The organism is Methylobacterium sp. 88A, from assembly GCF_000376345.1.
GTDB classification, from domain to species: domain Bacteria; phylum Pseudomonadota; class Alphaproteobacteria; order Rhizobiales; family Beijerinckiaceae; genus Methylobacterium; species Methylobacterium bullatum.
In genome coordinates this window covers 3,276,514-3,302,854 of record NZ_AQVT01000001.1, presented here as the reverse complement: position 1 = coordinate 3,302,854, position 26,341 = coordinate 3,276,514, and the positions used below count along the sequence as shown (strand labels likewise).

Below are 26,341 nucleotides of genomic sequence, written 5' to 3'. Positions count from 1 at the left end.
TTCAGTACTCGCCGCCGATCGCGCGCCGGAACGCCGTCTGGTTGACGGTGATCCCCACGCTCTTCTGAACGTCGGCGATGTACTCGCCGAGGATGTCGTCGATGAGGGTCGCCTGGAACCGCTTCGAGATCGCCGCGTCGGAGGGGCTGTCGGACACGAAGGCGGGCATCGTCGTCGCAGTGACCTTGGCGACCACGCGCGACTCGCCGGATTCCACCGAGACGGCCTTGTCCACCGGGACGGCGAAGAGGCGGTTGACCACGTCGGCCGAGAGGCCGTCCTTCGCCTGGCTACGGGCGATGTCCGTGGAGGTCTGCACCTGCACGCCGACTTCCGTCGCCAGCGTGTCGATGGCCTCGCCCTTGTCCAGGCGCTCGGTGAGGCTGCGGGCCTTCTCCGACAGGCGCTTGGCCACCTCGGCGGCGCGCCATTGCGCGACGGCCTGGTCGCGCACCTGGTCGAGGGGCTTGTCGTGGGCGTGGTCGATGCCGGTGACGTCGACCCAGACGTAGCCGCCCGACTTCAGGCGAAGCGCCTCGGTGTCGCTCCCGATCTCGGAGCGGAACACGATCGGCAGCGTCGTGTCGCGATCCGGGATGGAATCGACGAGCTTGCCCGACGGGTCGAGCCCCTGGGCGCTCACCGCCGGCACCGTCACGAGGGTGAGGCCCCGCTCCTTGGCGATCTCGGCCAGCGGCTTGCTGTTGGCGCGCTCGTCCTCGATCGCGTCGTGGTCCTTCTCGACGGCGGTCCTCGCGCGCTCGAGAGCGATCGTCTTGCGGATCTCCGGCGCCACGTCGGCGAGGGGCTTGCGTGTCTCGGGTTCGATGGCGGTGACGCGGAGAAGCACGGTGCCGAAGCGACCCTTGACCGGGGCGCTCACGGTGTTCTGAGCAAGCGAGAACGCGGCATCAGCGACGGCCGGGTCGAACAGGTCGGCCTTCGTGAGGTTGCCGAGGGACAGTTCCTTCGCATCGACGCCGCGCGCGACCGCGACGGCCTCGAACGGCTTCTCGCCGGATTCGATCTCCTTGCGCGCCGCCTCGGCGGAGGCCTCGTCGGGGAACACGATCTGCTGGATCGTGCGCCGCTCCGGCGTGCCGTATTGTACCTTGGCGAGATCGTAGCGCTTCTGCACGTCCTCCTCGGTGACCGCGTCGGGCTTGGCCATAGCCTGTGGATCGAGGGCGAGGAGGGTCACGGCCCGGTAGTCCGGTGCGCGGAATGCGCTCTTGTTCTCGTCGTAGAAGGTCTTCACCTCCTCGTCGGTCGGTGCGGGAATGTCACCTGCCACGGACGGGGGCAGCATCAGGAAAGACGCCGCGCGGCGCTCGGTGGTGTAGCGATGCACGGCCTCGCGCAGGGCGGCGGGGACGTGGATGTCCGCGGCCACGGCCTCGGCGATCTGGAGCCGTCCGGCGGCGGCGCGCTGGTCACGCACGAACATCGCCTCGTTGATCCCGGCGCGCTGCAGCGTCTGGAAGAAGAGGGTCTGGTCGAAGGAGCCGTTGGCCCCCTTGAAGGTCGGCTCTTCCTGAATCGCGCGCAGCACCGCCGAATCGGGGATCACGAGCCCGAGATCCTTGGCCTGCTGGTCGAGGGAGGCCTCGCTGATCAGCTGAGAGAGGACCTGCCGATCGAGACCGAGGCCTCTGGCCTGATCGGGTGTCAGGCTGCGCTGGAGCTGGCTCTGGTAGCGCTGCAGCTGCAGCTGGTAGGCCGACCGTACCGCCTCCGAGGTGATCTGCGTCTTGCCCACCGTGGCCACGGTCGTGGCGGAGTTCGAGCGGAAGAAATCTTCCACGCCGAAGATCGCGACGCCGGCGATGAGGAAGGTGAAGACCACCGTAAGAATGATCTTGCCGAGCCAATGCTGGCTCGCACTACGCATGTTCTGCAGCATCGGAAGGTTCGAAAATCCGTCGTGATGGCGCGCCGGGGCACGGCTCCAAGCCGCCCGCGATAGACCATCCGCTCGCCTCCGCAAAGGCCGGGGCGATCCGCGAGCGCATGTTTGCGCCGGCAAGTCGGCTCTGTTACGGCCCCGCTCACGATCCGGTGAAGCCGGACCAGGATGATCTGAACGCGAGGGATACGATGTCGAAGTCGGGACGGCGGCCGCTGATCGCCGGCAACTGGAAGATGAACGGCCTGCGCAGTTCGGTTCCGGTGGTCGAGGCCATCCGCGACGGGCTCTCGCCCGAACTCACATCCCGGATCGACGTCCTTGTCTGCCCCCCCTCGACGCTGATTTCCTCCTGTGTGGCAGCTGTCTACGGATCTGCCATCGCTATCGGTGGCCAGAACCTGCATGCCAAGGCCAGCGGCGCCTTCACCGGCAGCATTTCCGCCGAGATGCTGGCCGATCTCGGGGCGACCTACGTCATCGTCGGGCATTCGGAGCGCCGCGCCTATCACCACGAGACCGATGACGGCGTTCATGCCAAGGCTCTGGGCGCCCGTCGGGCCGGCCTCTGCGGCATCATCTGCGTCGGCGAGACGCAGGAAGAGCGCGAAGAGGGCCGCACCCTCGATATCGTCCGGGCGCAGCTCGCCATCGGTGTGCCGAAAGGTGCCAAGGCCTCCGATACGGTCATCGCCTACGAGCCGGTCTGGGCGATCGGCACCGGCCTGACCCCGACACCCGCCGACATCGCCGAGGTCCATGCCTCGCTTCGCGAAATGCTCGGCCAGCTCATCGGGGCGGAAGCGACAAAGGTGCGCATCCTCTACGGAGGCTCGGTGAAGCCCGGCAACGCCCGCGAGTTGATGGCGGTGGAGAATGTGGACGGCGCGTTGGTGGGCGGTGCGAGTCTCGTCGCCTCCGACTTCCTGGGGATAGCCGCCGCTTATGCCTGAGGCGATTCTCCTCTTCTAAACTCCATGCAGGATTTGGCGCGGGACACCATCTCGTGTAGGAGCCTGCCCTTCGCAGACGTTCCTCGACGGGCCTCATCGGGCGCCGTATGCGGCCTTACGTGGTTCACGGACCAGGAACATCGGACTGAAACGACATGAATGCCGTCCTGATCTCCATTCACCTCATCGTGGTTCTCGCCCTCATCGCCGTGGTCCTGCTGCAGCGCTCTGAAGGTGGACTCGGGCTCGGCAGTGGCAGCAGCGGCGGCGGCGTGTCGGGCTTCATGACCGGACGCGGACAGGCCAACGCGCTAACGCGGGCCACGGCGATCCTGGCGGCCCTGTTCTTCACCACCAGCATGACGCTGGCGGTCATTTCCCATCGCAGCGCCGCGCCGAAGTCCATCCTCGACGGAGCCGCAACGACGCAGCCGGTGGCGCCCAACGGCAACCTGCTCGAGACCCTTCGTCCGGGGCAGGGCGCAGCCCAACCCGCCACGCCCGAGGCGCCCCAGTCGCGCTGATCACAGACCGGCGAGGCGGGGCGGACCGCTCCTACCTCGCTTCGAACCGTCGCCGGACGGGCTTTTCCACAGTTCGCGTCGATTTCGCCCTGCCGCCATTGGCGGCGGGGTCGTTTGAAGTTTGGCGAATCACCCACCCTTGTTTATGAGCCGAAGCCCATGACGCGGTACGTATTCATCACCGGCGGCGTGGTCTCCTCGCTCGGCAAGGGCCTCGCTTCCGCGGCCCTAGCGGCTCTCCTGCAGGCGCGCGGCCATACGGTCCGTCTGCGCAAGCTCGACCCCTACCTGAACGTCGATCCGGGCACGATGAGCCCGACCCAGCACGGCGAAGTGTTCGTCACCGACGACGGTGCAGAGACGGACCTCGACCTCGGCCATTACGAGCGCTTCACGGGCCTCGCCGCCACCAAGGCCGACAACATCACCACCGGCCGGATCTATCTCGACATCATCACCAAGGAGCGGCGCGGCGACTATCTCGGCGCGACGATCCAGGTGATCCCTCACGTCACGAACGCCATCAAGGCGTTCGTGCTTGAGGGCAACGAGGCGTTCGATTTCGTCCTCGTGGAGATCGGCGGCACGGTGGGCGACATCGAGGGCCTGCCGTTCTTCGAGGCGATCCGCCAGCTCGGTCAGGAACTGCCGCGCGGCACCGTCGCCTTCGTCCACCTGACGCTATTGCCCTACATCCCCTCGGCCGGCGAGTTGAAGACCAAGCCGACGCAGCATTCCGTCAAGGAACTGCGCTCCATCGGCATCCAGCCCGACATCCTACTCTGCCGCTGCGACCGACCGATTCCGGTGGAGGAGCGCCGCAAGCTCGGCCTGTTCTGCAACGTGCGCGAGACCGCCGTCATCGAAGCGCGCGACGTCGCCTCGATCTACGACGTGCCGCTCTCCTACCGCGAAGCCGGGCTGGACCGGGAAGTCCTGGCGCATTTCGGCATCGAGCCCAAGGGCGAGCCCGATCTCGTGCGCTGGACGACGATTTCCGAGCGTGTGCGCAATCCGGAAGGCGAGGTCTCCATCGCCATCGTGGGCAAGTATACGGGCCTCAAGGACGCCTACAAATCCCTGTCCGAGGCCCTCACCCATGGCGGGATCGCCAACCGGGTGAAGGTGAACCTCGAGTGGATCGAGGCCGAAGTATTCGAGGGCGAGGATCCGGCGCCGTTCCTCGAGGGAATCAACGGCATCCTCGTGCCGGGCGGATTCGGCCAGCGCGGTGCCGAGGGCAAGATCCGCGCGGCCCGCTTCGCCCGCGAGCGCAAGATCCCGTATTTCGGTATCTGCTTCGGCATGCAGATGGCCGTGATCGAGGCGGCCCGCTCGCTGGCCGGAGTGGAGGATGCCAATTCCACTGAGTTCGGGGAAACCGAAGAACCGGTGGTCGGCCTGTTGACCGAATGGCTCAAGGGCAACGAACTGGAGCGGCGCGCCGCCCAGGGCGATCTCGGCGGCACCATGCGGCTCGGCGCCTACAAGGCGACCCTCGGCGCGGATACGAAGATCGCCGAGATCTACGGCGGCACCGAGATTTCCGAGCGTCACCGGCACCGCTACGAGGTCAACATGGCCTATCGCGAGCGGCTGGAAGCCAAGGGCCTGCGGTTCTCGGGGCTGTCACCGGACGGTCTGCTTCCCGAGACGGTGGAACATGCAGGCCACCCCTGGTTCATCGGCGTCCAGTTCCACCCGGAGCTGAAGTCGCGTCCGTTCGAGCCACATCCGCTGTTCAAGAGCTTCATCTCGGCCGCCATCGTGCAGAGCCGGCTGGTCTGAGGGAGGGGCGGGCGCCATGGTCTCGATCTCGGGTCTGCCCGCCTTCATCGCCTATGTGGCGGCGGCCTTCGGCCTCGTGGCGGTCTATCTCGCGGTCTACCTGTCGGCGACGTCCCATCGCGAGATCGCGCTGATCCGCGCCAACAACGCCTCGGCCGCCATCGCGCTGGGCGGAAGCCTCATCGGCTATACGCTGCCGCTCTCGGTGGCGATCTACAACGCGCAATCGATCCTCGACTGCATCGTCTGGGGCCTCGTCGCCCTCATCGTGCAGATCCTTGTCTACTTTGTCGTGCGGCTGATTTTACCGGACCTGTCACGTCGCATCGAAGCTGGTGAGATCGCCGCGTCCATCCTGCTCGCCGCGTCGTCCCTCGCAGGCGGCATCGTCAATGCGGCGTCCATGACCTACTGAGCGGGCGATCGGCGAATTTTTCCATTCCCGGTTTCAAACGGTCAAGCTCGATCCTACATTCGGGTCAGTGCGGCATCGTGCCGTGAGGGAGCAGGTCGTCGGAAGGCGGCCCACATTGGGATGCCATCCGAAACCAGATCACCGACACCCGTAAAGCCACCGCGCCTCATGCGCTCGCAGACGGTCACCCTCGTCATGCTGGCGGGAGCGGGCGCAGCCGCCTTCGGGCTCGCCCATATCGATCCGTCGCAGGACGAAGAATCCGTGCTCGTCTACGCCGATGCGGACGCCTGTATCGCCGGTGACATACGAACGGAAGCGGATTGCCGGAGCGAGTACCTCACAGCGCGTGCCGCCTATCCCGAGGTCGCACCGCGTTACGCGACGATGATCGATTGCGAGTCTCACCACGGCCCATCGCATTGCCTGCCCGGAGACGGCGTCGCCATGAGTGCTGCCGGGCGCTTCGTCCCGATGATGGCCGGCTACGTCATCGGCAGGCGGGTCGATCAGAACCTGACGCCCCAGCCGATCTTCGACCATGCTCCGAAGTCGGAGGCGTCCCATAGCGGAAGCGCCGGCCACTCGGGGGGCACTGGCTATTGCACGGGTTGGGGCGGACGGATCACCACGTCATCGGGCGGTGCGTCCTCCAGCGCACGGGTCGCCTCCTCGGCGGTGCGCCGGGTCGCGTACGGTGGCTTTGGAAGCACGGGCCGTTCGTTCTCGTCGCACGGCTGGTCTAGCCATGGAAGCGGCGGCTGATGCGGCGCGTGCCCATCGGCGAGCGACCGGATTGGCGGGAGACCGCGCGCCGGCATGGTTTCACCTTCCACACCCTTGATGGCGCAGCGTATTGGTCCGAGAGCCACGCCTACGCTTTCACACTGGCCGAGATCGAAGACGATCTCGAAGCGCCGAGCACCGAGATCCACGCCCTGTGCCTCGCCTTCGTCGCCGATGCGGTGGAGGACGAGCGGATCCTGACCTCGCTCGACATTCCTCGCCACGCCTGGGACGCGATCCGCACGAGCTGGAAGCGGGGAGCCCCCTCCCTCTACGGCCGCCTGGATTTCTCCTATGGCGGGGCATCCGCCGGGCCGGCAAAGCTCCTCGAATACAATGCCGATACGCCCACCGCCCTCTACGAGTCCGGCGTGTTTCAATGGCTCTGGCTGGAGGAAGGGCTGCGAACCGGCTCGCTGCCCGAGACGGCCGACCAGTTCAATTCCCTCCACGAGAAGCTGGTCGCCCGGTTCCGCGCGCTTCGCGGTGACGGCTCAATGGCCTTCACCGCCTATGCCGATGCGCCCGAGGACAGGGGCACGGTGGCCTATCTCGAAGATTGCGCGCGCCAAGCGGGGCTCGCGACACGCTTCCTCGACATTTCCGACATCGGACGGGACGAGGGCGGACGCTTCGTCGACCGGGTCCATGCGCCGATCCCGAGGTTGTTCAAGCTCTACCCCTGGGAATGGGCGTTCACGGACGTTTTCGGTGAGGGGCTCGATGCCACGACGACCCTCTTTCTCGAACCACCCTGGAAGGCCGTCCTGTCGAACAAGGGCTTGCTGGCGCATCTCCATGCCCGCGAACCCGGTCACCCGAACCTGCTGCCGGCTTTCTTCGAGGACGACCCGCGAAAGGCTTCGCTCGGAACGGCCTTCGTCAAGAAACCGCTGGTCTCGCGGGAAGGTGCCAACATCCTCATGGTACGCGACGGTGCCGTCCTGGCGCAGGATCACGGCCCGTATGGCGGCGGCCGGCATATCCGACAGGCGCTGGCCGAGCTGCCGGATTTCGATGGCCGCCGCCCCGTGATCGGCTCGTGGATGGTGGGGGACGAAGCCGCGGGCCTCTGCATCCGAGAGAGCGCAGGGCCGATCACCGGCAATGCCGCCCTGTTCGTCCCCCATTTCATCGGGCCGGCCTGAAGAGCGGCATCCCGCCGCTTTCAAAACGGCGGCATTGGCCTATCCTGACCGGTGTGACCGAAATCCTGTTCTATCATCTCCAGCAGCAACCCCTCGAGAAGGTTCTGCCGACCCTCGTCGAGCGATCGTTGGCGCGCCAATGGCGCGCGGCGATCCAGGTGTCGGGGGAAGAGCGGCTCCAGGCGCTGGACGATCACCTCTGGACCTATAGCGACGACAGCTTCCTGCCGCACGGGACGGACCGTGACCCGCAGGCGGCGAGCCAGCCCGTCGTGCTGACCCTGCAGGACGGCAATCCCAACTCCGCCGCCATCCGCTTTCTCGTGGACGGTGCGCCGCTGCCGCCGGATGCCTCGGAGTACCAGCGCATCTGTATCCTGTTCGACGGCAACGATCAGGACGCCCTGCTCGGTGCGCGGGCGCAGTGGAAGCAGGCCAAGGAGGCGGGCCATACCATCGCCTACTGGCAGCAGGACGAATCCGGGCGCTGGCAGAAGAAGGCGTGACCGCTCTGGCCCATGACCTCAAAGGAAGCCGCATGATACGAGGTTCGATCGTCTCGACCCTGAGCCGTGGCGAGGGCGGCGCCAGGCTGCTCGCCCTCGCTCTGTCCGCAATCCTCCTCGTCACCACCCAGCCCGGCATGGCGCAATCGCCTCAGGGGGGCGACAGGCCGCAGGAAAGGCGTGCCGCCGAGCAGAAGGGCCCGGAAGGGCGCAAACTTCCATCCGACGTCACCACCGAACACAGCGTCACCCTGCCGGGTGGCCGTATCCTGCGCTTCACCGCCACGGCCGGCAGCCTGCCCCTCGTGGACGAGGGCGGAAAGCTCCAGGCGGAGATCGCCTTCATCGCCTATCGTCTCGCCGACAGGAGCGAGGCGGCCCGGCCCGTGACCTTCGCGATCAACGGCGGCCCCGGCGCGGCCTCGGCCTATCTCAATATCGGCGCGATCGGACCCTGGCGCCTGCCCCTCGACGGCACGAGTATAAGCCCGTCCACGCCCGTGAGCCTCGTCCCCAATGACGGCACATGGCTGGATTTCACCGACCTCGTCTTCCTCGATCCCGTGGGCACGGGATACAGCCGCGCGACGGATGGCGATGCCAAACGCTATTGGAGCGTCGATGCGGATGCGTCGGTCCTGTCCTCGGCCATTGCCCGCTGGCTGCGCACGAACGACCGGATCGCGGCGCCCAAATTCTTCGTCGGTGAGAGCTATGGCGGCTTTCGCGGGCCGCTCATCGCGGCAAAGCTGCAGGAGGAGATCGGTATCGGCCTCTCCGGCATGGTCCTCCTGTCGCCTGTGCTCGATTTCGCCTGGCTGCAATCGCCGCGCTCGACCCCCTGGGGCCACGTGACGAAGCTGCCCTCCTATGCCGCCGCCGCCATTGAGCGCGCGGGCGGCACGCCGAGCCGGAAGGCTCTGGCAGAGACTGAATCCTATGCCACCGGCGACTATCTCGCCGACCTGCTCAAGGGGCCGTCCGACCAGGCCGCCATCGCCCGGCTCGGCGACAGGGTGGGGGCCATCACGGGTCTCGATCCGGCCTTCGTCCGCCGTCAGGCCGGTCGCCTGAGCTCCAACAGCGTCCAGCGCGAGATCGGCGCGGATGAGGGCCGTGTCGCCAGCGCCTACGATACCGGCATCACCGGATGGGACCCCGACCCGGCCGCGACCTTCTCAGGCTTCGAGGACCCGCTGCTCACGGCCATGCAGGCGCCGCTGACCAGCGCCATGATCGAACTCTACGGCGCGAAGCTGAACTACCGCGTGCCCGACCTGCGCTACGAACTCCTCAATGGCGCTGTGAGCCGGAGCTGGGGCTGGGGCTCTGGACGCATGGCGCCGGAATCCCTCGGTGCGCTGCGCGGCGTCATGGCCCTCGACGGCAACCTGCGCGTCCTCGTGGCCCACGGTTTCACCGATCTCGTGACCCCGTACTTCACCTCGAAGCTCCTGATCGACCAGCTACCGGCCTTCGGCGGCGAGAGGCGGATCGACCTCGCGGTCTATCCGGGCGGCCATATGTTCTATTCGCGGCCCGATTCTCGCGCGGCCTTCCACAAGGATGCCTCCGATCTCTACGCGGCTGCGCTGAAGGCGCGGTCCGGCACTTCGAAGGACGTGAAGTGACGAACGCCTCTCCACGATGGGGCACGGCCGCCGCATATCTCGCGAGCCTCGTCCTCCTCGGCGCCTGCACCACCGGCGAGCGCGAAGCGCCGGTTAGCGTGCCGGTCCCCGTCGCCGTGACGCCGGCCCCGTCGCCCGGCGTCACGGGGCCGGTGCTCAATGCCGATGGCACCTGCAGCCAGGCCGCGCCGGGTACCGCGACCGTGATCGAGCCCGGGATCGGCGAGTGCGATCTCGTCCGGCTGAAGGCGAAGCCCGCAACGGACGTGCTGGTCGGGGAGGGGCGTTCCGGCCGCGAGGTCCAGGTGCTCTACAGCGAGCCGGGAGCCAAGGAGCTGTACTTCTTCGTCAATGGCCGCCTCGACCGGATCGTGAAATCCTGATCCCAAAGAGTCAGTATGCGGGCACCAGCCGATCCTCGGGCAGGGGGGCGACCATGTGGAACCGCAGCCCCTCGGCCTCGTAGGCGATGACGACTTCGGCATTGCATTGCTGCGCGAGCACGCGCTGCAGCAGCGTCGAGCCGAATCCCTTGCGCTCCGGCGGCTTCACGGGGGGACCACCCGTTTCCGTCCAGCTCAGGTCGAGCACACGCCCGGCCTCTCGCCGATCGACGCTCCAACGCACCACGATCCGCCCGGATGGCAGCGACAGCGCACCGTGCTTGGTGGCATTCGTGGTCAACTCGTGGATCGCCATGCCGGTGGGGACGGCGAGGTCCGCGGCCAGTTCGATCGCCGGTCCGTCGAGGATGATCCGGCTGGTCGTCGCATCGTTGTAATGACCGAGTTCGTTCTGCAGCAGCTCGCGCAGCGGGGCCGTCTGCCAGTAATCCTCGGTGAGCAGGTTGTGCGTCTTGCCCAGCGAGACGATCCGGTCCGAGAACGAATGATAGAACGTGTTCACATCCTTGGTGGAGCGCGCCGTCGCTCCGAGCAGTCCCTGGACGGTGGCGAGCGTGTTCTTGACGCGGTGGTGAAGCTCGCGGATCAGCAGGGCCTGCCGCTCGTGCGTCCGTTGGCGTTCCTCAAGATAGGCTTGCACTTCGCGCTGCCGCCGCCGGGCGCGGAGGGCGGAGCGCACCGCATTGGCCAACACCGCCGGGTGGAAGGGACGTTCCAGCACCGTCACGTTGCCCAGGAGATCGGTGAGCCGCACATCCGGCGAGCCGCCGCGAGAGCTGAGCAGCACGAAGGGAAAATCCGACCAGGGCGGCTGCCGTTCGACCCAGTGGGCGATGGCGTTGCGGTCCCAGCGCAGTAGCGCTTCCTCGGTCATCACCGCGCAGGCGGCGCCATCGAGGCCGGCCACCAGGGCGTCGAGGGTCGAGATCGACTCAGAGGCGATACCGACTTCCGCCAGGATCGCCGAGGCCACTGACGCATCACGTCCCAGGGGCGCGAGGATCAGGACGACCGGTTCAGGATGCGGCATCGCGTCCGGGCTCGTCCAGGGACTCTCCATCGGCCCCGACCCGTTCGACGAGGAGATTATCGCCGTTCCCGTCATAGGTGGGCACGCCCGTCAGGACGCCGCGAAATTTCCGCAGGGGTTCGCCGACGCGCAATCCGCTGGCGTCGATCTTGAACTCGCGGATCGTGTCCTCGTGCGGACCGGTCCGCTTCTTGAGAACGGACAAGGCCCGGCGAACCCGGCCAGCGGCCTCGAAGAACCGCAGCATCACGACGGTGTCGCTGACATAGGTCAGGTCCACCGGCGATTCCATCTTCCCCACCATGCCGTGCTGGGCGAGGATCAGGATCGTCACCACGCCCTGCTGGTTCAGGTAGGTGACGAGCTCGTGCATCTGCATGACGAGGAAGGGCTGGCCCGCCATGGCGGTCATGTAGCCGGTCAGGCTGTCGATGATGACGATCCTGGCCGCATCGTGCTCCACGGCATCGCGGATACGTCCCGCGAAATCGCCGGGCGAGACGTCGGCGGGGTCGATCTGCTCGATCTGCAGCGATCCGGCCTCGATGAAATCCGCCAGGGGCATGCCCACGCTCCGGGCACGTCGCAACAGGATGCCGCGCGTCTCGTCGAAGCTGATGATCAGGCCGCGTTCGCCGCGCCGGAGGGCGGCCACCAGGTAGCTCATGGCGAGCGTGGATTTGCCGGCACCCGACGGACCGACGATGAGGCTCGTCGTTCCCCGGTCGAGGCCGCCGCCCAGAACCCGATCGAGCTCGGCGACGCCGCTTTCCACCGAGCCCGCCTCGAAGCTGCTGGGATGGTCGCTCGCGATCAGGCGCGGATGCACCAGGATGCCGCCCTTGCGGATAGCGAAGTCGTGGTAGCCGCCCTGGTACTCCGTGCCCCGCATCTTGATGACGTGGACGCGCCGCCGCGGGGCACCATAGGCCGGCGTCAGCTGTTCGAGCCGGATCACCGCGTGGCTGATGGAATGCAGGTTGAGGTCGTCATGCTCGGCGCTGAGATCGTCGAGCATCAGCGCGGTGATGTCGTTGAGGAGGAAGTAGCTCTTCAGTGCGAGCACCTGGCGCCGGTAGCGCAGCGACCCCTGCGACAGCAACCTGATCTCCGACAGGCTGTCGAACACGACACGGCTCGGCTTCACCCGCTCCATCTCGCTCAGGGCCATGCGCACGGTTTCACCGAGCTCGAGGTCGGACGAATGGACGAGGCTCTGCTGCAGCTTCGAATCCAGGCTGAGTTCCGGCGGAACGAGTTCGTAGATCTCGATCCCCTCCAGCGACCAGCCATGCCGCTCGGAGACGGACATCAGCTCGCGGCGGCTCTCCGACAGGGTGATGTAGAGGCATGTCTCGCCCCGCGCGGCGCCGTCGAGAAGAAACTGGAGGCCGAGTGTCGTCTTGCCGCCACCGGGCCGTCCCTCGATGAGATGGGCACGCTGGGCCGCGTATCCTCCCGCCAGAATCACATCGAGCCCCGGAACTCCCGTGGGAATCGGTTGGGCATCGGGGGCGGGACTGGCTGACATCGTCGTGTCCGGTGGGTACGGCATGATCGCAGCATAAGTTTCCGCGCCGGCCCTGTCCCCGATAAATCGGCCACAGTGCGGATCCATCCCGTACGGGACGGATCGGATACCGCCTTTGCAGATTGCCGCGTACCGCATTATCAGACCGTGCCGTTGCGCTGCGAGGCGGCCTCCGATTCCGCTTCGCGCTCCTCCAACCCGCCCGACATTCCGGAGTTCGGATCCCTAATGCGCGAACCGAACGCGATCGATTTCTGGCGCGGCCTCGCCCTCGTGACGATCTACGTCAACCACATCCCGGGCAACACGTTCGAGCGCTACACCTACTCGCAATACGGCATTTCGGATGCGGCGGAGCTGTTCGTCTTCCTCGCCGGATGGTCGATCGGGATCGCCACGCGCGGGCGCGACGGACGACCCGAACCGCGCCTGAAAAGCGTCCTGAGACTGCTGTCACGCACGATCGAAGTCTATCGTGCCCAGATCACGACGATGGCCATCGCATTGGCCATGATTGCCGGGACGGCGTTGCTTCTCGACAATCCGCTTCTGCTTGAGTGGCACAACGCCGGCGGCTTCTTCGCCGATCCTATACAGACCACCGTCGGTTTCGTGCTGCTCACACATCAACTCGGCTTCTTCAACATCCTGCCCCTCTATGTGGTGCTTCTCGGCATCGCCCCCGTCTTCGTCCTGGTGGCCCGGGTGAGCCGCGTCGCGGCGCTGGGGCTGTCCTTCTCGCTCTATGCCGCAAGCCTCGTCTTCGAATGGAACCTGCCATCCTGGCCGGGGGAGGGGGATTGGTTCTTCGATCCTCTGTGCTGGCAGCTCCTGCTCGTACTCGGATTCGTCGGCCAGGATCTGAACCGCGAATCCGACACGCTCCGGCGCTGGTCAAAGCGACTGATGCCCGTGGGCGTCGTCATCGTCGTGCTCGGCATCGTGCTATCGGTGTTCGATCTCAGGCCCGACCCGTTGCTCGTTCCCGATCCACGCCTCGTCTTCTCCTTCGACAAGACCTACCTGTCGCCCGCCCGGCTGATCCACTTCATCGGAGTGCTGCTGGCCTTCCAAGGGGTCTACGCGCTCATCGTCCCGCATGTCGGCGCGGTCGGTCGATATTTGACGGGACTCGGTCGTAATTCACTGGCAGTCTTCTCCATCGGCTCGCTCCTGAGCCTCGCCGCACAACTCGTGCGGTTCTGGACGGGGGGCGGCATCCTGGTTGATGTCGGCGTCATGGGATTCGGCTTGTTCGCTCTGGGCTTCACTGCATGGTTCGTCGAATGGCGCTCGCGCAAACCTCGGCACTCCTGATCTCCCTCGGCCTCGCCTTACTGGGAATGATCGTCGGATCATCGCAGGCCGGGGCGGAGGGCGGTGCGACGATCGTCTCACCACCGACCGCAGCGGCGCCCGCTCCGGGCGGCGAGGCGTCGGAGGCCGTCGATGTGAGCCTGTCGCCCGAATGCCGGGTTCCCGGCTCCAAGCTCTACACCCTCGCCCGGTTGAACTCGGTCAAAGCGGCGCTCAAGGAGAAGCGTCCGGTCCGCGTTCTGGCCATCGGTTCGTCCTCGGCCGGTGCCGGGGCCTCGGCGACCTATCCGGTCAAGCTGGAGACGGCACTGGAACGCTCGCTTCCCAATGTGGATGTGGAAGTCGAGAGCCGGGGCATGCAGGGTGAGATAGCCTCCGGCGCGGCGGAGCGCCTGCGCAGTATGGTGGCAGAGGTGGAGCCCGATCTCGTGGTCTGGCAAGTCGGCACCCACGATGCACTCGCCCGCGTCGATCTCGATGCCTTCGCGAGCGCCCTCGACGAAACGGTTCAGTGGATCAAGTCGCACGATATCGACGTGGTGCTGGTCAATCCCGTCTACACGGCATCGCTGGCCCAGGACGAGTATTACAGCAGCATCGTCCGCAAGGTGCAGGAAGTGGCCCTGCGCGAAGGCGTTCCGCTGGTGCAGCGCTACGAGGCGATGCGCTACCTGTCCGGCAGTAGCGACAAGGGCGAAGCGCACATGCTGGGGCGCCAGTTCCGCCTCAACGACCTCGGCCTGCGCTGCATGGCCGAACACGTGACGCGGGCCATCACTCTCTCCCTGCTACAGCCCGACCCTGCGGCGACGGGGACGGCCGGCGCGCCGGCCCTGATCGTCGCGCCGCCGAAGGATGCGTCGGTCAAGCCGTCGCCCCCACGGAGCGGCGGTGCATCGGTGGAGGACAAGCCCTGATGCGCACGGTGGCATGCGCACTCGGTTTCTTTTAGCCCGGCCGCAACGGGTGTCGCTCTGAGCACCGACGCCGGAACGATGCGAAAAAAAGCCCCGGTATTGCGTGACCTCGTCCGAAGACAGGCGCCCTGTTTCCGGAACGAGGCCAGGGCCTGACTTGAAATCTCGAAGGGGCGACGTGAGCTTAGCAACTGATGGGACGGAGGGTCGCACCTTCGGAGCGGTGATCGTCCGCTTCAAGACGTTCCGCGCAGGTGCCGCGGGAGCGGCACTCGACGTCTTCACCATCCGTATCGCTGCCGCCTTCTTCGCCTACGGGGCGCAAGTGCTGATGGCGCGCCTAATGGGGCGGACGGAATATGGGATATTCGCCTCGATCTGGGTCTGGATCGCCATCCTCGGGCATTCCTCGACACTGGGTTTCGCCCAGGGCGCCTGCCGTTTCCTGCCCGCCGACCAAGCACGGGCCGACCTTGCCCATGTCCGGGGGTTCCTCATCGGGGGCGCATGGGTGAGTGCCGCGTGCGCCTGCACCGTCGCATGCATCGGCCTCGCGCTAGTCTGGATGCAGGGTACCCTCCTCGGAGGACCGTATGCCGGACCACTGCTCGTCGCCGCGCTTGTCCTGCCACTCTTCACCCTGCAAGACTATCTCGAGGGCGTCGCCCGCAGCCAGAACTGGGCGGTGCTCGCCATCGCGCCACCCTATCTCCTCCGCCAGTGCCTGATCATGGCCGCCATGGCGGGAGCCGTCGCCGCGGGAGCGCCGGCGCAGGCTTGGGTTGCCGTCGCCTGCACCTTGGTCGCCACCGGGATCGCCCTGGCGATCCAAGCGTGGCTCCTGATCCTGCGCCTTCGCGCCGTTCTGCCCTCGGAGACACCGCGATACCGTTGGCGGATCTGGCTCCGGGCATGCCTGCCAATCGCGGCGGGTGATCTTGCCCATTCCGCCTTCACCATGATCGACGTGGTCATCCTGAGTATGATGATGCCGCCGACGGCTGTGGCCCTCTATTTCGTCGCGACCCGGATCCAGCAATTCGTCCCCTTCGTGCATTATGCCGCATCCGCGGCCACCGCTCAGCGTTTCGCCGCCATCCATGCGTCCCGGGATGCTCCGGGCCTGAAACGCTTCGTCCGCATCCAGGCCCGGCTCACCTTCGCCGCCACCGTGACGGTCGGTCTCGTCATCGTGGCGACGGGACAGTTCCTGCTCGCGATGTTCGGACCGGAATTCGGCGCGAGCTTCCCGCTCCTCGCCGTGCTTGTTGTGGGCAATGTCGGCGCAAGCCTGTTCGGGCCGGGGGAGGACCTGCTGACCATGATCGACGGCGAACGTCTGTGCGCCGCCATCACACTGGCAACGCTGGCCGTGGCAGCCCTTCTGTGTGTGGTCCTCGTCCCGTCGATGGGCGTGATGGGGGCCGCCATCGCAATGGCGCTGGCCAGCATCCTTCGCGGAGCCGGCATGGCGCTGGCGGCTTTTCTCGTACACGGCATCGTGACACCGGTTCTGTGGTTCCCAGGCCGCGTGGCTTCATGAAGACCGAGCATGGAGGGACGAACGGCCGACGCTCCGTCTCGATCGTCACCTATTCGGAATTGGCCGCCGATCCCGGTGCCTGGGACGCGCTGATGGGCCGGGCCCTCACGACGCATCCGCATTACGGCCGCCACGTCATCGCCGCCCACCACGCCGCGGGACTCGCCGATGCGGACCTCGCTTTCGTTGCCGTGCGGGGTCCGAGCGGCCTCGATGCGCTACTGCCGTTCGCATTCAAGCGCGATGTCTGCGGGCTCGGAGCGAAGGTGGCACGCCCCTTCCTCTCACCCTTCATCACGCAGACGAGCCCGCTCGTCGCCGACGATCCGGACCTGCCGGAAATTCTCGACCTGCTGGTGGCGGGTCTGCGATCCGCCTCCGGCGGCCGCCTCTGGCGCTGGCCGCTGCTTCCCACCTCGACGAGGCTCGGTGCCGAACTGCTCGCGGCGATGGATCGGGCGGGCTGGCAGCACGGCACCGTACACAGTTTCGAACGACCGATCGTAGAGCGCCGCACCTCATATGACGCCTTCCTCGCAGGTCATCCGAACCTGTCGCGCCTGAAGGATCTGAACCGTCGCGATCGGCGTCTATCGAAGCGTGGTACGCTCATCCTCGATGTCGCCACCAATGGCGCACACCTGCGCGATGCCGTCACCAGCTTCCTCAGTCTCGAACGGGCCGGATGGAAGGGCAGAGCCGGAACGGCGCTTACTTGTCAGCCCCAGCACGAGGCTTTCGCGCGAGCCCTCTTCGCCGACGGGAGCGGCCCGATCGGCCTACGCGCCGATATCCTTCGGCTCGACGGTCGCCCCCTCTCGATCAGCCTCGCCCTCCTGACAGGTGGCACGGTCACGCTTCTGAAGACGACCTATGACGAGACCGAGCGCTCCAGCGCTCCGGGGCTCCTGCTCGAGGCACGGATCATCGAAACGCTGCACGAGACGGGGTTCGCCCAGCGGCTCGATTCGGCGACATTGGCCGGTTCCGTCCTGGAGGATCTCTTTCCGGACCGGGAGACGATCTGCGAGGTCGTCGCCGCCCCGCGCCGGGCGTCCCACTTGCTTCCCGTAGATCGACGGATTCGCCTTGTCATGCTCGAACGCGATTGCAAGGCGCTGATCAAGCGGGTCTTGAGCAGGCGCTGACGCGCGGGCGCAGCCGTGCTACTCGGCCCGTTCGGCACGCCAGACAGGAACCATCCGCATGCGTCGTCCGCTTCTTGCCCTCACCGGAGCCTTGTTGATCGCCATGACCGCTTCCGCATCCGCCGAGACCGTGACCACGCCTTCGGGCCTTCAATATCGCGACGAAGTCGTCGGCACCGGCCCCGCGCCACAGACCGGTAAGAAGGTCAGCGTCCATTACACCGGCTGGCTCGACGATGGTGGCAAGCCCGGAAAGAAGTTCGACTCCTCCCGCGACCGGGGCCAGCCCTTCAGCTTCACCCTCGGTATCGGACAGGTCATCGGCGGCTGGGACCAGGGGGTCGCCACGATGAAGGTCGGCGGCAAGCGCACGCTCATCATCCCATCCGACCTCGGCTATGGCGCACGCGGCGCCGGTGGCCTGATCCCCCCGAACGCCACGCTCATCTTCGACGTCGAACTGCTAGGCGTGAACTGAAGGCCGGCTGGAGAACGGCGCGGCCCCGGTCCTAACCTTGAGGTACCGGGAGCCCTGAAAGACGCGTCCGGTGCGGCTGCAGGCGGTGAAGAGCTTCGCCTGCAGCCCTCTTGGAACACAAGGCACAGGTCGCGAGACCGAGAAGCTCCCGAGCCGCGTAGGGTTCGGCGACGTCCCGGCCGCGGCGAAACCCCGTTCGATGGCTAGCCCGACGAGTTAAGCGCTGCTGGCTGCCAATTGGTGCTCCGGGACGCGGATCTTTTTTTTCCAGTCCGCACCGCATCGTCCTCGCGCGCATGCGCCCGATCCAATACCTCGGCCGGATGCCGGCCGGTGCCGGCGGCGGTCCAGGTCGCCCGGGGGCAGGATCCGTTTCAGCTCCCCGAGGAGCAGGTCGAGGAGGCGCTCATTGGCAGGAAGAGCGTTCTTCAGGCGGGTGACGAAGGGACGCGGGGACGGGCATTCTTCAACCCCTCATCGAGAAGACGCCGGGCGCCGTACAGATGCGAGAGGTCGAAGATCTCGATTTCGGCGCACCGCGGATCAGGCGATCAAGAGATGCCGAGGGCGCGGATGAGAAGAAGGCTGATGGCGAGGAGGACGGCCAGAGAGCCGGTGACGGCAAGCGTCACCCGCCCGCCCATGCGGGCCAGGACCCGGACATCTACGCCCAGGCCCAGGGCGGCCATGGACATGATCGTCAAGAATCCAGCCAGTTGCCTCACCGGCCCGGAGGCCGCCTCAGGGATCAGGCCGAGGGAACGCAGGCTGGCCAGCCCGAGAAAACCCAGGATGAACCAGGGAACGAGCTTCGTGAAGCCGAGCCGCCCCGTCGATGCTTTCCGAACTCCGTCTTCCAAGGCAAGCCGATGGGCGATGAGCGAGAATGCGATGACGACGGGGCCGAGCATCAATACACGCACCAGCTTGACCAGCGTGCCGACCTGGGTGCTGAGCAGCCCCACCGGCACCGTGGCGGCGAGCACCTGCGGCACGGCATAGACGGTTAGGCCCGCCAGCACCCCGTACTGGTGATCCGATAGGCCAACGAGGGGGATGAAGAGGGGCAGGCCGAGCACCATCAACACGCCGAGCACGGCGGTGAAGGCGATGGAGCCGGCGACGTCCTTGCTATCGGCTCCGATCACCGGCGCCACGGCGGCGATGGCCGAATTTCCGCAGATGGCGTTGCCGCAGGCAACCAGGATCGCCATCCGGGCCGGCAGGCCGAGACCACGGCAGATCGCGTAACTCGAGACGATCGCCAGCAACACCGTGCCGACGATGCCGGTGAGAAGCGCGGGTCCTGAGGCGACGATGGCGCCGAGGGTGACCGACGCTCCCATCAACGTCACGGCCAGTTCGAGCAGTTGCTTTGCGCTGAAGGCAATCCCTGCCCGGAAGCGCTCTCCCGGCATCCAGACGGTGCGGATCGCAATGCCGAACAGGATCGCGATCACGAGCGCTTCGATATAGGGGTGCCCGGTGGCGCGCTCCTCCCAGGCTTGGATGGCTATGGCGATCCCGGTGACACCGAGGCAGAGGACGATGCCCGGCAGAAGCGACGATCGCCGATGCGATGTGGCCGCTCCCGTCGGGATTGTCAGATTCGAGGATGCCTTCACGCCCATTCCACCCGCTCGGAGTTGCCTCCAGGCTCCCCGAAAAAACTTCCACATGGCTCGACAAAAAGAGAAAGTCACACTCCATACCGTGGGAATTTCAAAAGTCTTATCCATTGATCGCTGGCACACAAAGCCCGATCTTACCGATCATGACTACGTGCTCCGACGTCACCGCCACCAGCTTCGATCCGTATGGCGAGCCGGTGGGAGAAGACCGCACCACGCACATGGTGCAGGGCGATCGTCGGGCGCGCAATGCCGCTATCGCGATCTTCTGGACACTCGCCCTGACTTTGACTGCGGGGCGGGTTTATTTGAACGATCAGCCACTTGGCCATGCCTTGATACTTGCCAAAACGCAGATCGGGGCGTTCGTCACGGCCATACGTTGACGTGATGTCGATGGCTGTCGACCAATACGTGTCGGCGAGATAACGCGGCGATCGCTTTCTTGATCGGGGCATAAGATACAGCCACCGTTTTCATCATTTGGCCGGTATGGACGCAGGGCAACCGGGCAGAGCACAGCGCAAATTTACCGACCCGGACAGCCGGATCCTGCCAGGCGCGAGGGCCTCGTGCAGGGCGACAACGGGCAGGTTGCCGTCGATGACGCGAATGAGATCATCGTAGCGCATCGCCCTATTACGACCTCCGCCGCCTCCCGCGCCCTGGTGCCGATCATCGACGACGTCCGCAGTCATTTCGGGCGTCAGTCATTCGAGGCCTCCGGCGATGCAGGCTTTACCAACCGAGGTAAACTTGGCTGCTCTGAGGGAGCGGCCGATTACCGCCTAGCTGGCTCCGGGTCGGGCGCGTCATAGAAAGGCGGATGCGGCCGGCCTTCTCACGCTGACGAAAGACACCCCCGATGCGAGCGATGGCCGCGTGGATGAAACGGGCTGGCCGCCGGAGCCGCTACCGCCTGAGGAAGCATATCGTCGAGCCGGTGTTTGTGCAGATCAAGCAGGCCAGAGGCTTCCCGAAGCTCTTGCTCCTGGGCCTCAATCAGGTTCGGAACTTATAATACATTGTAAATAGAGGACGGCACGCGGATTTCTCCGCGCGCCGTCCTTTCAAACGCAGCTTCATATCATTCGAATAGACAGAAACACTACTAAAACCGCAATGTTCTATTGCCCGTCGTAATAGCGGTTTTTCTCTAACACCATCACGAGCAGCCTGTCGTTCCGCCACACGTGTCGCATTTCAAGCAAGTTCCGTTACGCACGAGCGTGAAGTTCGCGCATTCGGGGCAGGATTCTCCGACATAGCCCTTCATCTTGGCCTCCGCCCGCCGATCCGAGACAGTCCGCTCGGCCTTGGCGAAGGGGAGGGCGGTTACGAGGCTTTCGGCTTGGCCCGCCAGCTCCGGTTCGGCCTTCAATGCCGTCGCTCCCCGCAGGGCATGAACGACGCCGCCGGCTGGGGAACTCGTTCCGGCGTTACCGGAGCCGATGCCCATCGTGCCGCCGCCGGGGCCGCCCTGGATGAGGGTAAGCCGGTCGGCCGATCCGCGCAGCAGGCCGCGCGAGACGACGCTGGACGCCACGGGATCCGGCTTGTCGCCGCCGCTGCGGCTCCCTTCGCCCTCACCCTTGCCCATCACCGTGTTGCCGATTTCCGAGGGGTCGACATGGGCGAGATCCATCCTGCCGAGATACGAGATCGCCAACTCGCGGAACACGTAGTCGAGGATCGAGGTAGCGTTCTTGATCGCGTCGTTGCCTTGGACAAATCCGGCCGGCTCGAAGCGGGTGAAGGTGAAGGCGTCGACATACTCTTCCATCGGCACGCCGTATTGAAGGCCGATCGAAATCGCGATGGCGAAGTTGTTCATCAGCGAACGGAAGGCGGCGCCTTCCTTGTGCATGTCGATGAAGATCTCGCCGATGCGGCCATCCTCATATTCGCCGGTCCGCAGATAGACCTTGTGGCCGCCGACAACAGCCTTCTGAGTATACCCCTTGCGCCGATCGGGTAGCTTCTCGCGCGAGCGGATACGCTCGACGCGCTCAATCACCCGTTCGACGATTTTTTCCGCGAGCTGCGCTGCCTTGGCGGTGGCCGGTTGCGCCACCAGAGCTTCGATGGCCTCCTCGGTATCCTCCTCCTCGTCGGCGATGAGCGCCGAGTTCAGGGGCTGAGAGAGCTTCGAGCCGTCGCGGTAGAGGGCGTTAGCCTTGAGGGCTAGCGTCCAAGACAGCTTGTAGGCGTTCTTGCAATCCTCGACCGTGGCGTCGTTGGGCATGTTGATGGTCTTAGAGATCGCCCCAGAGATGAAGGGCTGCGCCGCCGCCATCATGCGGATGTGGCTCTCCACCGAGAGGTAGCGCTTGCCGATGCGCCCGCACGGGTTGGCGCAATCGAAAACCGCGTAATGCTCCTGCTTGAGGAAGGGGGCTCCCTCGAGGGTCATCGCGCCGCAGATATGCGTGTTGGCTGCCTCGATGTCCTTCTTCGAATAGCCGAGGAAGGGCAGGATCTCGAAAGTCGGGTCGGCGAGCTTATCGGCCGGAACCTGAAGCACGTCCTTGAGGAAGTCGTCGCCGAGGGTCCAGCGGTTGAACACGAACTTGATGTCGAAGGCCGACTTCAGTCCCGCCTCGATGGCGGCAATCTTGTCGTCGGTGAAGCCTCTGGCGCGCAGGGAACCCGGGTTGATGGCGGGAGCCTGCCCCATCGAACCGTGGCCGACGGCATAGGCCTCGATCTCGGCAATCTCCGATTCGCGGTAGCCGAGGGAACGCAAGGCGTTCGGTACGGCACGGTTGATGATCTTGAAGTAACCGCCACCCGCGAGCTTCTTGAACTTCACCAGGGCGAAGTCCGGTTCGATACCGGTGGTGTCACAATCCATCACGAGGCCGATGGTGCCGGTGGGCGCGATGACTGTGGCCTGGGCGTTGCGGTAACCGTGCTCCTCGCCCAGCGAGAGGGCGCGGTCCCACGCCACCTTGGCGCGTTCCGCCAGGTTCGTTTGAGGAATGTTGGCGATGTCGAGGGGGACGGGGGCGATCGAGAGGAACTCGTAGCCCGCAGCCTCGCCATGCGCCGCGCGGCGATGGTTACGGATGACCTTGAGCATGGCATCCGCGTTCTCGTCGTAGCCCGGGAACGGCCCAAGTTCGGCAGCCATTTCCGCCGAGGTTGCGTAGGCGACACCAGTCATGATGGCGGTCAGGGCACCGGCCAGAGCCCGACCCTTATGCGAATCGTAAGGCAGGCCCATGCTCATCAACAGGCCGCCGATATTGGCGTAGCCGAGACCGAGGGTGCGGTAGCGGTAGGAAAGCTCCGCGATCTCCTTCGACGGGAACTGCGCCATCATCACCGAAATCTCGAGGACCACGGTCCAGAGCCGGTTGAGGTGCTCGAAGGCGGCTACGTCGAACTCGCCGCTGGCCTGATCGTACATCGTCAGCAGGTTGGCGGAGGCGAGATTGCAGGCCGTGTCGTCGAGGAACATGTACTCGGAGCACGGGTTCGACGCGCGGATCCGGCCAGCGGACGGGCAGGTGTGCCAATCGTTCATGGTCGTATTGAAATGCAGGCCCGGATCGGCAGATGCCCAAGCGGCTTCGCCGATCTTATCCCAGAGCTCGCGGGCCTGGACCGTCTTCACGGACTTGCCGGTGGTCCGAGCCGTCAGATGCCATTCCTCGTCACGCTCCACCGCGCGCAAAAAGTCATCGGTAAGCGAGACGGAGTTGTTCGAGTTCTGGCCGGCAACCGTCAGATAGGCCTCGGAATCCCAATCGGTGTCGTATACCGGGAAATCGATCTTGGTGAAACCCTGGCGGGCGAACTGGATGACGCGCTTGGTGTAGCCGTCCGGCACCATCTCCTTGCGGGCGGCCTTCACGGCCTTCTTGAGGACGGGATTGCGCTCGATGTCGAAACAGGCATCACCCTCGGCTTCGCACTGGGTGCAGGCCTTCATCACTGCCTGGAGGTGCTTGGAAACGATCTTGGAGCCTGTGACGAGGGCGGCGACCTTCTGCTCCTCCTTCACCTTCCAATCGATGTACTGCTCGATATCCGGGTGGTCGATGTCGACGATGACCATCTTGGCTGCGCGCCGGGTGGTGCCACCGGACTTGATCGCGCCGGCCGCCCGGTCGCCGATCTTCAGGAACGACATCAGGCCCGACGACTTGCCGCCCCCGCCGAGCTTTTCGTTCTCGCCGCGCAGCATGGAGAAGTTGGAGCCGGTGCCCGAGCCATACTTGAACAGGCGCGCCTCACGGACCCACAGGTCCATGATGCCGCCCTCGTTCACGAGGTCGTCCTGCACACCCTGGATGAAGCAGGCATGCGGCTGCGGGTGCTCGTAGGACGAGGCCGACTTCACCAGTTCGCCGGTGCGGTAATCGACATAGTGATGGCCCTGCGCCGGACCGTCGATGCCGTAGGCCCAGTGGAGACCCGTATTGAACCATTGCGGCGAGTTCGGCGCGACCATCTGCTTGGCCAGCATGAAGCGAAGCTCGTCGAGGAACGCGGATGCGTCCTCCTCCGAGGTGAAGTAGCCGCCCTTCCAGCCCCAATAGGTCCAGCAGCCGGCGAGCCGGTCGAACACTTGGGTGGATGAGATCTCGGAGCCGGAGCGCTCCGCCTCCGGCAGTTCCGCCAGGGCGGCCTCGTCGGCCACAGAACGCCACAGGAAGGAGGGAACGTCGTTCTCCTCAACCTTCTTCAGGCGCGCCGGCACGCCGGCCTTACGGAAGTACTTCTGCGCCAGCACGTCGCTGGCGACCTGGCTCCAACTGTCAGGCACCGAGATGCCGTCGAGGCGGAAGACAATGGATCCGTCCGGGTTGCGGATCTCGCTCAACGCCTTGCGGAAGGCGATGGTCGCGTAGGGGGATTGCCCGGCCGTGGTGTAACGCCGCTCGAACCGCATGAACCCTGTATCCCTTGTCGAAGAGTCGACGATGCCGCCGCGCCCTGCGCAGCCGCCGATTCACTGAAGTCTGACGAAGGCAAGCGCTCGCGAACGCTCGCGATGCGCTGTCAGATGGCCGAAAATGCTTAGGGCTACCGGACCGAACCCGTCGTCCCGGCGACCCTCGAAAGCTATCTCGGACACGCCGTCCACGTCAACAACTTGTGTGTGCCGGCTACGTTCCGCGCTATATGTTGTGGTGCTTCGGTAAAACCTGTGGATATCGCGGCGGCGGCGATAAGTGCTGTTTTCCATTGCGGGAATCCGGCTGGAAAATTTCTGCGTTCACAGGGCGGACGCCGCCTCGGCCATGTAAGCTTTTGGTTAAGGCGCATTGGCTGTGTGATTCCCGCCGCACCGCCCCAGGAGCCTCATCGCTGATCGCGCGCCGATGGCTGTCCCCGGTCCGACTCGCGCTGGACTTCGTGCCGGCCCCTGACCATAGTCCGGCCATCGAAGGACGGGCGGTCGCGCCGGTCCGGTTCAGGCAAGTGCGATGGCTCTCAAGGACACGCTTCTGCGGATCTTCACATGGTGGAACGGGCAGACCATGTCGCTCGCCGTCATGACGGCCCGTCACGGCCAGCTGGTCGGCAAAGACGATTTCGGGAACACCTATTACAAGGCCATCGGACCGCTGATCGACCGCTCGGTCGGGCCGGAGCGCCGGTGGGTCGTCTATAACGGCTATGCCGATGCATCGAAGGTCCCGCCCGGCTGGCGCGGCTGGCTCTGCCATAACGGTGACGTTCCCCCGAGTGAGGAGAGCTACACCCCGCGCGAGTGGCAGAAGCCGCATGTGGAGAATCTCACAGGAACCAGCGCGGCGTACCGTCCGAAGGGATCCCAACTCAATCCGGGCAACAAGGTCGTGACGGGTGGTGACTACGCGGCGTGGAGCCCGGAATAGCGCTTCGCCGAATGAGAGCGGCCGCCGACGCCGGATCCAGCACCCATGATCGGGCCGCCCTTTTTACACCATGCTTGGCCTGTCTATCGGTGCATGACATCGCGACCGCCCTGGCTTAGGGCAGACGCCTCTTCGTCCCGCGCCGGGTAAGCCGCATGCTCGTTCACCGCAATCTGCATCTCGCCATCAGAGCCGGCCTTCTGTTCGCGGGCACCGCGGCGCTCGGCCTGCCGATGACGGGCCATGCCCTCGCCGACAAGATCAAGAACCCGACCGCGGTGTTCTCCGGCCTCGACAAGATCACGGGGCGGATCGTGTCGTTCGAAGTCGCGGTGGACGAGACCGTTCAGTTCGGCGCCCTGCAGATGACCCCGCGCGTCTGCTACAGCCGGCCTCCCACCGAGAGCCCAAAGACCACGGCCTTCCTCGAAGTCGACGAGGTAACCCTCGACAACAAGTACCGCCGCATCTTCACCGGCTGGATGTTCGCGGCAAGCCCCGGGCTGCATGCGATCGAGCATCCGATCTACGATGTGTGGCTCGTGGATTGCAAAGGTGGCAACGACATCATCGCCGAGGCCCGCGAGCAGGAAGACGTGCCCGCCATGGCGTCGAAGCCGGAGAAGACCAAGCGCCAGCGGAACTCGGACCCGACGCGTACGGCCCAACAGGTCAACCCAAACGGGCAGGTCGATGTGGAGGCGCCGCGCGGAGTTCCGGTGCAGCCGAAGCAGAAGCCATCGCGGAAATTCTTCCCGACCAACGAAGGCCCGGCGCCCGCGCCGCCGCCTCAGCAGACGCAATCGATCTTCGACGCCATCTTCCGGTAGGAT

At 65.6% G+C, this 26,341-nt stretch carries 22 protein-coding genes and 2 pseudogenes; 18 read left to right on the top strand and 6 right to left on the bottom strand.

Annotation, left to right across the window (positions count from 1 at the left end; genetic code table 11):
• Position 1 precedes the first annotated feature (1 nt).
• On the bottom strand, positions 2–1,903 hold the full coding sequence (locus A3OM_RS0115830) for a SurA N-terminal domain-containing protein (protein ID WP_018044742.1): 1,902 nt from the start codon (positions 1,901–1,903) through the stop codon (positions 2–4).
• Positions 1,904–2,097: 194 nt separating this feature from the next.
• Between A3OM_RS0115830 and tpiA the strand changes: the two genes are divergently transcribed.
• From tpiA to A3OM_RS0115785, 9 genes are all read left to right on the top strand, one after another.
• Positions 2,098–2,859, top strand: coding sequence for a triose-phosphate isomerase (gene tpiA, locus A3OM_RS0115825; protein ID WP_026176096.1), 762 nt, complete (start codon positions 2,098–2,100; stop codon positions 2,857–2,859).
• A gap of 155 nt (positions 2,860–3,014) precedes the next feature.
• Entirely contained in the window at positions 3,015–3,383 is a 369-nt protein-coding gene (gene secG, locus A3OM_RS0115820; protein WP_018044740.1) for a preprotein translocase subunit SecG, read from the top strand.
• 159 nt (positions 3,384–3,542) lie between these two features.
• Positions 3,543–5,171, top strand: coding sequence for a CTP synthase (locus A3OM_RS0115815; RefSeq protein ID WP_018044739.1), 1,629 nt, complete (start codon positions 3,543–3,545; stop codon positions 5,169–5,171).
• Positions 5,172–5,187: 16 nt separating this feature from the next.
• Entirely contained in the window at positions 5,188–5,586 is a 399-nt protein-coding gene (locus tag A3OM_RS0115810) for a DUF350 domain-containing protein (RefSeq protein WP_018044738.1), read from the top strand.
• Positions 5,587–5,754: 168 nt separating this feature from the next.
• On the top strand, positions 5,755–6,351 hold the full coding sequence (locus A3OM_RS0115805) for a DUF1190 domain-containing protein (protein WP_018044737.1): 597 nt from the start codon (positions 5,755–5,757) through the stop codon (positions 6,349–6,351).
• Positions 6,351–7,520, top strand: a complete 1,170-nt coding sequence (locus A3OM_RS0115800) for a glutathionylspermidine synthase family protein (RefSeq protein ID WP_018044736.1) — start codon at positions 6,351–6,353, stop codon at positions 7,518–7,520. Before A3OM_RS0115805 ends, A3OM_RS0115800 begins: the two co-directional genes overlap by 1 nt.
• A 53-nt stretch (positions 7,521–7,573) precedes the next feature.
• Entirely contained in the window at positions 7,574–8,026 is a 453-nt protein-coding gene (locus tag A3OM_RS0115795; RefSeq protein ID WP_018044735.1) for a DNA polymerase III subunit chi, read from the top strand.
• Positions 8,027–8,058: 32 nt separating this feature from the next.
• The gene (locus tag A3OM_RS0115790) at positions 8,059–9,657 is read left to right on the top strand and encodes a hypothetical protein (RefSeq protein WP_018044734.1); all 1,599 of its coding nucleotides are present in this window, start codon (positions 8,059–8,061) and stop codon (positions 9,655–9,657) included.
• Entirely contained in the window at positions 9,654–10,040 is a 387-nt protein-coding gene (locus A3OM_RS0115785) for a hypothetical protein (protein ID WP_018044733.1), read from the top strand. Before A3OM_RS0115790 ends, A3OM_RS0115785 begins: the two co-directional genes overlap by 4 nt.
• A gap of 10 nt (positions 10,041–10,050) precedes the next feature.
• On the opposite strand, the gene A3OM_RS0115780 is transcribed toward A3OM_RS0115785, so the two are convergent.
• Entirely contained in the window at positions 10,051–11,091 is a 1,041-nt protein-coding gene (locus A3OM_RS0115780; RefSeq protein ID WP_026176095.1) for a sensor histidine kinase, read from the bottom strand.
• A complete protein-coding gene (locus A3OM_RS0115775; RefSeq protein WP_026176094.1) occupies positions 11,078–12,622 on the bottom strand; it encodes an ATPase domain-containing protein in 1,545 nt (514 codons plus the stop codon). Before A3OM_RS0115775 ends, A3OM_RS0115780 begins: the two co-directional genes overlap by 14 nt.
• Before the next feature lie 228 nt (positions 12,623–12,850).
• On the opposite strand from A3OM_RS0115775, the gene A3OM_RS0115770 reads away from it, so the two are divergent.
• From A3OM_RS0115770 to A3OM_RS0115750, 5 genes are all read left to right on the top strand, one after another.
• The gene (locus tag A3OM_RS0115770) at positions 12,851–13,939 is read left to right on the top strand and encodes an OpgC domain-containing protein (RefSeq protein ID WP_026176093.1); all 1,089 of its coding nucleotides are present in this window, start codon (positions 12,851–12,853) and stop codon (positions 13,937–13,939) included.
• A complete protein-coding gene (locus A3OM_RS0115765) occupies positions 13,909–14,856 on the top strand; it encodes a GDSL-type esterase/lipase family protein (RefSeq protein ID WP_018044729.1) in 948 nt (315 codons plus the stop codon). Before A3OM_RS0115770 ends, A3OM_RS0115765 begins: the two co-directional genes overlap by 31 nt.
• A 178-nt stretch (positions 14,857–15,034) precedes the next feature.
• Positions 15,035–16,399, top strand: coding sequence for a lipopolysaccharide biosynthesis protein (locus A3OM_RS24210; RefSeq protein WP_051074333.1), 1,365 nt, complete (start codon positions 15,035–15,037; stop codon positions 16,397–16,399).
• A complete protein-coding gene (locus A3OM_RS0115755) occupies positions 16,396–17,547 on the top strand; it encodes a GNAT family N-acetyltransferase (protein WP_018044727.1) in 1,152 nt (383 codons plus the stop codon). Before A3OM_RS24210 ends, A3OM_RS0115755 begins: the two co-directional genes overlap by 4 nt.
• 58 nt (positions 17,548–17,605) lie before the next feature.
• On the top strand, positions 17,606–18,025 hold the full coding sequence (locus tag A3OM_RS0115750) for an FKBP-type peptidyl-prolyl cis-trans isomerase (protein WP_018044726.1): 420 nt from the start codon (positions 17,606–17,608) through the stop codon (positions 18,023–18,025).
• 130 nt (positions 18,026–18,155) lie between these two features.
• Here the strand turns inward: A3OM_RS0115750 and A3OM_RS26405 are convergent.
• Positions 18,156–18,555: pseudogene (locus A3OM_RS26405) on the bottom strand (3-keto-5-aminohexanoate cleavage protein); the annotation flags it as partial.
• A 21-nt stretch (positions 18,556–18,576) separates the two neighbouring features.
• Positions 18,577–19,656 carry a YeiH family protein gene (locus A3OM_RS0115745; protein ID WP_018044725.1) on the bottom strand — a complete coding sequence of 360 codons (1,080 nt, stop codon included), beginning with the start codon at positions 19,654–19,656 and terminating at the stop codon, positions 18,577–18,579.
• Between the two features lie 143 nt (positions 19,657–19,799).
• Here A3OM_RS0115745 and A3OM_RS0115740 point away from each other — a divergent pair, with 143 nt between their 5' ends.
• Positions 19,800–20,042 (top strand): hypothetical protein, encoded by a 243-nt coding sequence (locus A3OM_RS0115740; RefSeq protein WP_018044724.1) that lies wholly within the window; start codon positions 19,800–19,802, stop codon positions 20,040–20,042.
• 67 nt (positions 20,043–20,109) lie between these two features.
• Positions 20,110–20,677 (top strand): annotated as a pseudogene (locus A3OM_RS26400) (IS5/IS1182 family transposase); the annotation flags it as partial.
• 144 nt (positions 20,678–20,821) lie between these two features.
• Here A3OM_RS26400 and A3OM_RS0115730 read toward each other — a convergent pair.
• Complete coding sequence (locus A3OM_RS0115730) at positions 20,822–24,556, bottom strand: vitamin B12-dependent ribonucleotide reductase (RefSeq protein WP_018044722.1); 3,735 nt, start codon at positions 24,554–24,556, stop codon at positions 20,822–20,824.
• A 538-nt stretch (positions 24,557–25,094) separates the two neighbouring features.
• Here A3OM_RS0115730 and A3OM_RS0115725 point away from each other — a divergent pair.
• Positions 25,095–25,508 carry an NADH:ubiquinone oxidoreductase subunit NDUFA12 gene (locus A3OM_RS0115725; protein WP_018044721.1) on the top strand — a complete coding sequence of 138 codons (414 nt, stop codon included), beginning with the start codon at positions 25,095–25,097 and terminating at the stop codon, positions 25,506–25,508.
• Positions 25,509–25,741: 233 nt separating this feature from the next.
• Positions 25,742–26,338 carry a DUF2155 domain-containing protein gene (locus A3OM_RS0115720; protein WP_245257845.1) on the top strand — a complete coding sequence of 199 codons (597 nt, stop codon included), beginning with the start codon at positions 25,742–25,744 and terminating at the stop codon, positions 26,336–26,338.
• Positions 26,339–26,341 lie beyond the last annotated feature (3 nt).

What these genes read in the sequence shown, in the direction of transcription:
- A3OM_RS0115830 (WP_018044742.1), bottom strand. Translation starts at nt 1,903, where the DNA reads ATGCTGCAGAACATGCGTAGTGCGAGCCAGCATTGGCTCGGCAAGATC.
- tpiA (WP_026176096.1), top strand. Translation starts at nt 2,098, where the DNA reads ATGTCGAAGTCGGGACGGCGGCCGCTGATCGCCGGCAACTGGAAGATG.
- secG (WP_018044740.1), top strand. Translation starts at nt 3,015, where the DNA reads ATGAATGCCGTCCTGATCTCCATTCACCTCATCGTGGTTCTCGCCCTC.
- A3OM_RS0115815 (WP_018044739.1), top strand. Translation starts at nt 3,543, where the DNA reads ATGACGCGGTACGTATTCATCACCGGCGGCGTGGTCTCCTCGCTCGGC.
- A3OM_RS0115810 (WP_018044738.1), top strand. Translation starts at nt 5,188, where the DNA reads ATGGTCTCGATCTCGGGTCTGCCCGCCTTCATCGCCTATGTGGCGGCG.
- A3OM_RS0115805 (WP_018044737.1), top strand. Translation starts at nt 5,755, where the DNA reads ATGCGCTCGCAGACGGTCACCCTCGTCATGCTGGCGGGAGCGGGCGCA.
- A3OM_RS0115800 (WP_018044736.1), top strand. Translation starts at nt 6,351, where the DNA reads ATGCGGCGCGTGCCCATCGGCGAGCGACCGGATTGGCGGGAGACCGCG.
- A3OM_RS0115790 (WP_018044734.1), top strand. Translation starts at nt 8,059, where the DNA reads ATGATACGAGGTTCGATCGTCTCGACCCTGAGCCGTGGCGAGGGCGGC.
- A3OM_RS0115780 (WP_026176095.1), bottom strand. Translation starts at nt 11,091, where the DNA reads ATGCCGCATCCTGAACCGGTCGTCCTGATCCTCGCGCCCCTGGGACGT.
- A3OM_RS0115775 (WP_026176094.1), bottom strand. Translation starts at nt 12,622, where the DNA reads ATGTCAGCCAGTCCCGCCCCCGATGCCCAACCGATTCCCACGGGAGTT.
- A3OM_RS0115770 (WP_026176093.1), top strand. Translation starts at nt 12,851, where the DNA reads ATGCGCGAACCGAACGCGATCGATTTCTGGCGCGGCCTCGCCCTCGTG.
- A3OM_RS0115765 (WP_018044729.1), top strand. Translation starts at nt 13,909, where the DNA reads ATGGCGCTCGCGCAAACCTCGGCACTCCTGATCTCCCTCGGCCTCGCC.
- A3OM_RS0115755 (WP_018044727.1), top strand. Translation starts at nt 16,396, where the DNA reads ATGAAGACCGAGCATGGAGGGACGAACGGCCGACGCTCCGTCTCGATC.
- A3OM_RS0115750 (WP_018044726.1), top strand. Translation starts at nt 17,606, where the DNA reads ATGCGTCGTCCGCTTCTTGCCCTCACCGGAGCCTTGTTGATCGCCATG.
- A3OM_RS0115745 (WP_018044725.1), bottom strand. Translation starts at nt 19,656, where the DNA reads ATGGGCGTGAAGGCATCCTCGAATCTGACAATCCCGACGGGAGCGGCC.
- A3OM_RS0115740 (WP_018044724.1), top strand. Translation starts at nt 19,800, where the DNA reads ATGACTACGTGCTCCGACGTCACCGCCACCAGCTTCGATCCGTATGGC.
- A3OM_RS0115730 (WP_018044722.1), bottom strand. Translation starts at nt 24,556, where the DNA reads ATGCGGTTCGAGCGGCGTTACACCACGGCCGGGCAATCCCCCTACGCG.
- A3OM_RS0115725 (WP_018044721.1), top strand. Translation starts at nt 25,095, where the DNA reads ATGGCTCTCAAGGACACGCTTCTGCGGATCTTCACATGGTGGAACGGG.
- A3OM_RS0115720 (WP_245257845.1), top strand. Translation starts at nt 25,742, where the DNA reads ATGACGGGCCATGCCCTCGCCGACAAGATCAAGAACCCGACCGCGGTG.